The organism is Micromonospora sp. D75, assembly GCF_018070405.1.
GTDB classification, from domain to species: Bacteria; Actinomycetota; Actinomycetes; order Mycobacteriales; family Micromonosporaceae; genus Micromonospora; species Micromonospora chalcea.
Genome location: NZ_JAGPXV010000263.1, coordinates 1 through 7,717, shown reverse-complemented (window position 1 = coordinate 7,717; position 7,717 = coordinate 1). Strand labels below are relative to the sequence as shown.

Annotated in this window: 8 protein-coding genes and 1 pseudogene; 4 read left to right on the top strand and 5 right to left on the bottom strand. The window is 73.1% G+C overall.

Going from position 1 to position 7,717, the window contains the following annotated elements:
- Positions 1-100, bottom strand: a pseudogene (locus KBX39_RS16995) (PaaX family transcriptional regulator); the annotation flags it as partial.
- A gap of 190 nt (positions 101-290) precedes the next feature.
- Between KBX39_RS16995 and KBX39_RS16990 the strand changes: the two are divergent.
- Both KBX39_RS16990 and KBX39_RS16985 read left to right on the top strand, forming a co-directional pair.
- A complete protein-coding gene (locus tag KBX39_RS16990) occupies positions 291-458 on the top strand; it encodes a DUF3117 domain-containing protein (protein ID WP_013283866.1) in 168 nt (55 codons plus the stop codon).
- A gap of 143 nt (positions 459-601) precedes the next feature.
- Complete coding sequence (locus KBX39_RS16985) at positions 602-2,080, top strand: M17 family metallopeptidase (RefSeq protein WP_069087217.1); 1,479 nt, start codon at positions 602-604, stop codon at positions 2,078-2,080.
- Between the two features lie 22 nt (positions 2,081-2,102).
- Here KBX39_RS16985 and KBX39_RS16980 read toward each other — a convergent pair whose 3' ends face one another.
- Complete coding sequence (locus KBX39_RS16980; RefSeq protein WP_255358665.1) at positions 2,103-2,753, bottom strand: O-methyltransferase; 651 nt, start codon at positions 2,751-2,753, stop codon at positions 2,103-2,105.
- A 211-nt stretch (positions 2,754-2,964) separates the two neighbouring features.
- On the opposite strand from KBX39_RS16980, the gene KBX39_RS16975 reads away from it, so the two are divergent.
- Positions 2,965-4,269: a S1C family serine protease gene (locus KBX39_RS16975; protein WP_176722725.1), complete on the top strand. Its 1,305-nt coding sequence runs from the start codon at positions 2,965-2,967 to the stop codon at positions 4,267-4,269.
- Positions 4,270-4,342: 73 nt separating this feature from the next.
- Complete coding sequence (locus tag KBX39_RS16970) at positions 4,343-4,753, top strand: preprotein translocase subunit TatB (RefSeq protein WP_043330672.1); 411 nt, start codon at positions 4,343-4,345, stop codon at positions 4,751-4,753.
- A gap of 63 nt (positions 4,754-4,816) precedes the next feature.
- Here the strand turns inward: KBX39_RS16970 and KBX39_RS16965 are convergent, their stop codons facing one another.
- From KBX39_RS16965 to KBX39_RS16955, 3 genes are all read right to left on the bottom strand, one after another.
- Positions 4,817-5,965 carry an Mrp/NBP35 family ATP-binding protein gene (locus tag KBX39_RS16965; protein ID WP_030501083.1) on the bottom strand — a complete coding sequence of 383 codons (1,149 nt, stop codon included), beginning with the start codon at positions 5,963-5,965 and terminating at the stop codon, positions 4,817-4,819.
- 72 nt (positions 5,966-6,037) lie between these two features.
- Entirely contained in the window at positions 6,038-6,646 is a 609-nt protein-coding gene (locus KBX39_RS16960; protein ID WP_069087216.1) for a DUF1003 domain-containing protein, read from the bottom strand.
- The coding region (locus tag KBX39_RS16955) for a CBS domain-containing protein (RefSeq protein WP_210871470.1) at positions 6,639-7,717 on the bottom strand (1,079 nt) is incomplete at its 5' end. The genes KBX39_RS16960 and KBX39_RS16955, both read right to left, overlap by 8 nt.

Below are 7,717 nucleotides of genomic sequence, written 5' to 3'. Positions count from 1 at the left end.
GCGGGGCGAGCAGCTTGACCAGGGCGGCGACGGGTGCGCGGCCACCTCGGGCCCGGAGGTGGTCGCCGTACAGGTCGAAGAGTGCCGACCGTGCCTGCATGACCGCACATTGTGACAGGCCTATCCAAGATAAGCTAGATGCTGTTACATCAATGCTGCTTCGGTTTGGGTCCGGCGGTGTTCATCAGGGAAAATCGTTGGTCGAGCCTCCCGTGATGGTTGCGGTTGGCGTTGGCGAAGTGGCTGTGGGGCAACTCACCGACCCTGGTGTAGGTCTGAGGGGAGACAACATGGCGGCGATGAAGCCGCGGACGGGCGACGGTCCGCTGGAAGTCACCAAGGAGGGCCGGGGCATCGTCATGCGTGTCCCGCTGGAGGGTGGTGGCCGGCTCGTCGTCGAGATGACTCCCGACGAGGCCACCGCGTTGGGTGACGCGCTGAAGGCGGCAGCGGGCTGATTCGAGGAGTGTCCGCGTGGCGTCCGCCGCGCGGGCGGTTCGTCATACCCTGAGCCACCGGCACCGCCGGTGGCTCAGGGCCTTCCTCTGCGGGTGAGCGATGAAACGTCCCCGTTGAAACCATTTCGGAGGTACGGTCCAGCGTGCTGGTCATTCGTCTGGTGAGTGGGCCCGCGGGGTCCGACGCTCTCGTCCTGCCCGTCCGTCCCGGGAAGCCCGACTCCGCGGACTCGTCCGGCTCTCCGGCCGAACTGGTCCCGACCGCCGTCGCGCCCGGCGACGACGTCCGGGCCGAGGCCGCCGCCCTGCTGCCCGCCACCCGGCTCACCGGCGCCGCCGGTGAGGTACGCGAGCACCTGCGTCCCGGCGGCGCTCCGGCACGGCTGTGGCTGCTCGGCGTCGGGTCCGGCGACGAGCGCGACTGGCGCACCGCGGGCGCCGCGCTGGCCCGCGCGGCGAAGGATGAGACGCAGATCACCATCGCGCTTCCCGGCGAGGCGACCGAGGCGCTGCGCGGCCTGGCCGAGGGCCTGCTGCTCGGCTCGTACCGCTTCCGCCTCACCGAGTCCGGCGGACGCCCGGCCCTGGCCGAGGCGCTGGTGCTCGTCGACGACCCGGAGGCGCTCGCGGGCACGCTCGACGCCGCCCGGACCACCGCCGAGATGACCCGCCTGGCCCGGGACCTCACGAACACGCCCTCGTCCACCAAGAACCCGGAGTGGTTCGCCGAGCAGGTGGCCGGCGCCGCGTCCGGCCGGACCGGCCTGCACCTGCGGGTACGCGGTCCGCAGGAGCTGGCGGCCGAGGGCTTCGGCGGCATCCTGGCCGTCGGCGGCGGCTCCGCCAGCGGCCCCCGCCTGGTCGAGCTGGACTGGCGGCCCGACGGCGCGCGCACCCACGTGGTCCTCGTCGGCAAGGGCATCACGTTCGACACCGGCGGCATCTCGATCAAACCGGTGCCCGCCATGAAGCTCATGCGCAAGGACATGGCCGGCGCCGCCGCGGTGATCGCCGCGACGCTCGGCGCCGCCGAACTGGGGCTGCCGGTACGGGTCACCACGCTGGCCCCGCTCGCCGAGAACATGGTCAGCGGGTCGGCGTTCCGCCCCGGCGACGTGATCCGGCACTACGGCGGGCTGACCAGCGAGAGCACCAACTCCGACGCGGAGGGCCGGCTGGTCCTCGCCGACGCGATGGCGTACGCGGTCCGCGAGCTGAAGCCCGACCTGCTGATCGACCTGGCCACGCTGACCGGCGCGAACGCGGTGGCCCTCGGCAAGCGGCACGCGGCGCTCTACAGCGAGAACGACGCCCTGGCCGGCGACCTGCTCGACGCGATCACCGCGGCCGGTGAGCGGGCCTGGCGGATGCCGCTCGCCGACGACTACGTCGAACACCTGGCCAGCGACGTCGCCGACCTGCACAGCTCACCGGCGCAGGGCGCCGGCTCGGTGGTGGCCGCGCTGTACCTGCGGGAGTTCACCGGTGACCTGCGGGACCGGTGGGCGCACCTGGACATGTCCGCGCCGTCGTGGTCCGACGACACGCACGGCGAACTGGTCAAGGGCGCCACCGGCTGGGGCGTACGCGGGTTGCTGCGCTGGCTGGCGACGCTGGGCTGAATCAGGCGTGCCGGGGCATGATTCAGCTCTTCACGGCGGCGAGCAGGCCGTGGCCGACCGGCAGCAGCGCGGGCACCCAGTTCTCCGACTCGCGGATCGCCTTGATGGCCTCCCGCACGGTGACCGTCTCGACGTCCCGCGCGGCCGGATCGCCGACCCGGCCGGCCGCGAGCGCGCCGTTGAGCGCGAGCACCCCGCCGGGGCGCAGCAGCCGCAGCGCCGCGTCCACGTACGCGGCGAAGCCGGTGGCCGCCGCGTCCACGAAGACCAGGTCGTAGGCGCCGTCCGCGAGGCGGGGCAGCACGTCGAGGGCCCGGCCGGTGATGATCCGGGTACGCCCCGACGGGAAACCCGCCTCCTGGAACAGCCGCCGGGCGATGCGCTGGTACTCCACCTCGACGTCGATCGTGGTGAGCACCCCGTCCGGGCGCATGCCGCGCAGCAGCCAGATGCCGCTCACCCCGGTGCCGGTGCCGATCTCCACCACCGCCCGGGCGTTGCCGGCGGCGGCGAGCAGCCGCAGGGCGGCTCCCGACCCGGGCGTGACCGCCTCCAGGCCCACCTCGTGGGCGAGGGCGCGGGCCGTGCGCAGCACGAGGTCCTCGGTGACGTACGACTCGGCGAAGTGAAGCGCCTGGGCCGTCGAACTGCCGTGACCGGCGACCGTGGCGATGGGACACCTCCGGGGGCGGACTGGTGCGAGGGGCGGTATGCACTGTGAGCGTAGAGGCGGGCCGGTACCCGCGCAGCCGCGAGTCCGCTGTGAAGCGGTCACGGAGGGCAACCCCTGACTCCATTCGCGTCATCCGTGTAATCCTGGATGCGTCCCGCGCGTCACGGTCGTCCGGCTCCGCCGGTCTCCGGCGCGGGGCGAGGGGGACGGAGTGGGAGGCACCGACGTGACCGACGGCTGGGACTGGCGCCGGCCCGGCGGATCACCGGCACCGGGTGGACCGGCGCCGGGACGACCCGCGCAGGACGCCCCGGGTCAGGCGACGTCGCCGTGGTGGTCGGACGCGCTCGCCGACCCGTGGCGGGACCCGTACGCGCCGGCCGCCGTGGTCGTTCCGGCGGCACCGACACCGGGCGCGGGTGAGCCGGAGCCGGTCACCGATCCGGACCTGCCGACCCGGCCGGGGCTGCGCCAGATGGTGCTGATTTCCCTGGTCACCGCGTTGCTGGCCGGTTCCCTGGGCAGCGCCCTGACGTACGCCCTCCTGCGCGGCGGTGACGTGCCGACGCTCGGCGCGCAGTCGGGGCAGGCCCCGGCGCTGGCCCAGCGCAAGCCCGAGTCGCTCGCGGGCGTAGCCGAGCGGGTCCTGCCCAGCGTGGTCACCATCCGGGTGGTCAGTCTCGGCGGCACCAGCGAGGGCTCCGGCTTCGTGGTCAGCGCCGAGGGGCACATCGTCACGAACGACCACGTGGTCGCCGACGGCCCCGGAAAGGCGACGGTCGTGTTCAACGACGGCAGCACCGCCGCGGGCACCGTGGTCGGGCAGGACCCGGAGTCGGACATCGCAGTGATCAAGGTCTCCCGCTCCGGGCTGACGCCGGTGCAGTTCGGCGACTCCGACGCGCTCGCTGTCGGTGACCCGGTGCTCGCGATCGGCTCGCCGCTGTCGCTCGCCAACACCGTCACCGCCGGCATCGTGAGCGCGCTGGACCGGACGATGCAGGCCGGCGAGCCGGGCGGGCCGACCCGCTACTACGCGGCGATCCAGACCGACGCCGCGGTCAACCACGGCAACTCCGGCGGCCCGCTCGTGGACGGCGCCGGCCGGGTGGTCGGGGTGAACTCGACGATCAAGTCACTGGTGGCCGACGGGCAGGAGGCCGGCAACATCGGTCTCGCCTTCGCCATCCCGATCAACCAGGCGAAGCGGATCACCGAGGACATCATCGGCACCGGCAAGGCCCGGCGTACGGTGATCGGCGCCCAGGTCGGCGGCACCGGCGCCACCGGCGGCGGGGTACGCCTCAACGCGGTCGAGCCGGCCGGTCCGGCGGCGGCCGCCGGGCTGCGTACCGGGGACGTGGTGCTGCGGCTGGACGGCCATCCGATGACCGACCCGACCGATCTGGTGGCGCTGGTGCGCAAGTACGCGCCCGGGTCGGTGGTGACTGTCGAGTACCGGCGGGGGTCGGCGCGGCAGAACGCCTCGGTGACGCTCGCCGCCGACGCGAAGTGAGCACCGGTCACCCCCTCCCGGATGGTCACCTGACGTGCGTAGTCTTGCCGTGGACACGGACGAGGAGGCCGCGGTGTTCGAGAACCTGAACTGGTGGGAGATCGGCGTCCTGCTGCTCCTGGCGCTGTTGATCTTCGGGGACCGGCTGCCCAACGTCATCAACGACGGTCTCCGGATGGTCCGCAACCTGCGCAGCATGGCGCGCAACGCCACCGGCGACCTGAGCCGCGAGCTGGGTACGGACATCCAGCTGGAGGACCTGCACCCCAAGGCGTTCATCCGCAAGCACCTGCTCAGCGAGGACGACGAGCAGGCGATCCGCAAGCCGCTGCAGAGCATGTACGACAACCTGCGCTCGGACGTCACCGGCGTGCACGACGAGCTGAAGGACGTCGCGAAGGCCGCCGACCTGCGTACCCCCAGCGTCGCGACCAGCACCCCCACCCCGCCGGCCCCCCGCCCGTCCTACGACGACGCCACCTGAGCCGGAAAAGGGACCGCCCCCTCTCGCGTGCGGCGGGAAGGGGCGGTTGGGGAGCGGTGGGAGCTAGCGGCCGGCGGGCTTCAGGCCCAGGGGCTTGCCGAGCAGGGACTCGCGACGCACGGCCAGGCGGTCGGCGACCTGGAACAGGGCCTTCGCGGCGGGAGCGTCCGGCTGCGCCAGCACGATCGGCTGACCGGCGTCGCCGCCCTCGCGTACCCGGGTGTCCAGCGGGATCTGCCCCAGCACCGGCACCTGCGCGCCGATGGTCCGGGTCAGCGACTCGGCCACCGCCGCGCCGCCACCGGCCCCGAAGACCTCCATCCGGGAGCCGTCCGGCATCTCCAGCCACGACATGTTCTCGATGACGCCGACCACCCGCTGGTGGGTCTGCAACGCGATCGCGCCGGCCCGCTCGGCCACCTCCGCGGCGGCCGCCTGCGGCGTGGTGACCACCAGGATCTCCGCGTTCGGCAGCAACTGGGCCACCGAGATCGCGATGTCGCCGGTGCCCGGCGGCAGGTCGAGCAGGAGGACGTCCAGGTCGCCCCAGTAGACGTCGGCGAGGAACTGCTGGAGCGCCCGGTGCAGCATCGGCCCGCGCCAGACCACGGCGGCGTTGCCGGGGGTGAACATGCCGATCGAGATGACCTTCACGCCGTGCGACTGCGGCGGCATGATCATGTCTTCGACGCGGGTCGGCGCGCCGTCGGCGCCGAGCATCCGGGGCACCGAGTGGCCGTAGATGTCCGCGTCCACCACCCCCACCGACAGGCCCCGCGACGCCAGCGCGGCGGCCAGGTTGACGGTCACGCTCGACTTGCCGACACCGCCCTTGCCGCTGGCCACCGCGTAGACGCGGGTCCGCGAGCCGGGCTGGGCGAACGGGATCACCGGCTCGGCAGTGGCGCCACCGCCGCGCAGCTTCGACTGCAGCTCCTGGCGCTGCTCCGGGCTCATCACCCCGAAGACGATCTCCACGCCGCTCACGCCGGGCACCGCGCCCACGGCGGCGGTGATGTCGCTGCGCAGCTTGTCCTTCAGCGGGCAGCCGGCCACGGTGAGCAGCAGCTCAACCCGGACCACGCCGTCGTCGTCCCGCTCGGCGGACTGGACCATGCCGAGTTCGGTGATCGGCCGGCGGATCTCCGGGTCGTTGACGGTGGCCAGGGCGGCCTGGATCGCGTCGGAGACGGTGCTGACGGGTGCTGACATGCCCGCAATGCTACGTCGCGGGTCATCGGCCACCGCCGCTGGCGGGGGCGGTGTGAGCGATTCGATGGCCGGTCAGCCCTCGTAGTGACCGTCCCGCGCGAAGTCCCCGTCCAGCTCGTCCCGGGGCTCGTCCAGCCGCTCGGCGCCGGCCGTCCGGCGGGCCTCCCGCTCCTGCTGCCGCCGCTCTAGCTTGCGCCGCCGCTCGGCCGCCTCGTCCAGTTCCTCACCCAGCCGGGTCAGCTCCGAGCGGAGAAAGTCCCGGGTCGCCACGTCACCCATCGCGATCCGCAGCGCGGCGATCTCCCGCGCCAGGTACTCCGTGTCCGCCTTCTGCAGCGTGGCCCGCCGCCGGTCCTCGTCCAGCGCGATCCGGTCCCGGTCCGCCTGCCGGTTCTGCGCGAGCAGGATCAACGGCGCCGCGTAGGACGCCTGCAGGGACAGGACCAAGGTCAAGAACGTGAAGGTGTACGGGTCGAAGCGCAGGTTCGCCGGGGCCAGCGTGTTCCACAGGAACCAGGCCACCAGGATCAGCGTCATGTAGACGAGGAAGTTCGCCGTGCCCATACCCCGGGCGATGCCCTCGGCCCAGCGGCCGAACGTCTCCGCGTCGACTCGGCGCAGGCGCAGGTTCCGTGGGGTGCGCGGCTGGTCCAGCCGGTCGCCCCGTCGCTGATCACTCATCGTCGCCGTCCAGGGGGCCGTCGTCGGTGGCGGACGAGGGGGATACCGCGTCCCGGTCCCGCCAGTCCCGCGGCAGGGAGTGGTCGAGCACGTCGTCCACTGTCACCGCGCCGACCAGGCGGTTGTTCCGGTCCACCACCGGCATGCTCACCATGTCGTACGTCGCCATCCGGCGGGTGATCTCGGGCAGCGGGGTCGACGTCCGCAGCGGGTCGATGTCGTTGACCACGATGCCGCCGAGCAGATCCGCCGGCGGTTCCCGGAGCAACCGCTGGAAGTGCACCATACCCAGGTAGCGGCCGGTGGGCGTGGTCAGCGGGGCGCGGGTCACGAAGACCTGGGCGGCCACCGCCGGCGAGAGCTGCGGCTCCCGGATCCGGGCCAGCGCCTCGGCCACCGTGGCGTCCGGCGGCAGGATCACCGGCTCCGAGGTCATCACGCTGCCGGCGGTGCCGGAGGCGTAGCGCAGCAACTGGCGTACCGGGTCGGCCTCGTCCGGCTCCATCAGGTCGAGCAGCACGTCCTGCTCCGGCGGGGGCAGCTCGTTGAGCAGGTCGGCGGCGTCGTCCGGCTCCATCTCCTCCAGCACGTCGGCGGCGCGCTGGCGGTCCAGCGCGGCCAGGATCTCCACCTGGTCGTGCTCGGGCAGCTCGCTGAGCACATCGGCCAGGCGCTCGTCGTCGAGCGCTGCGGCCACCTCGTTGCGCCGGGCATCGGGCAGGTCCTGGAGGGCGTTGGCGAGGTCGGCGGGGCGCATGTCCTCCAGGACGGCGAGCAGGTTCGCCGTACCCCGGTTGTCGCCGACCGCGCCGAGGCCGTGCACCCGGTCCCACTCGACCTGGTGGAGGTGGCCGCGCCGGGTGAGCCGGCCGGTGTGCTCGCGGACGGCGACCCGGCTCAGCGTCCACTCGCCGCCGCGGCTGCACTCCATGGCCACGTCCACCACGGAGCCGGCCCGGCCGCCCTCGACCTGGACCCGGCGGTCGAGCAGTTCCTGGAGCACCAGCAGCTCGTTCGGGCGCTTCTCGAAGCGGCGCAGGTTGAGCGTGCCGCTGCCGAGCACCACCCCGT

Coding starts and splice junctions, on each gene's coding strand:
- KBX39_RS16960 (WP_069087216.1), bottom strand. CDS start 6,646: ATGAGTGATCAGCGACGGGGCGACCGGCTGGACCAGCCGCGCACCCCA.
- KBX39_RS16965 (WP_030501083.1), bottom strand. CDS start 5,965: ATGTCAGCACCCGTCAGCACCGTCTCCGACGCGATCCAGGCCGCCCTG.
- KBX39_RS16990 (WP_013283866.1), top strand. CDS start 291: ATGGCGGCGATGAAGCCGCGGACGGGCGACGGTCCGCTGGAAGTCACC.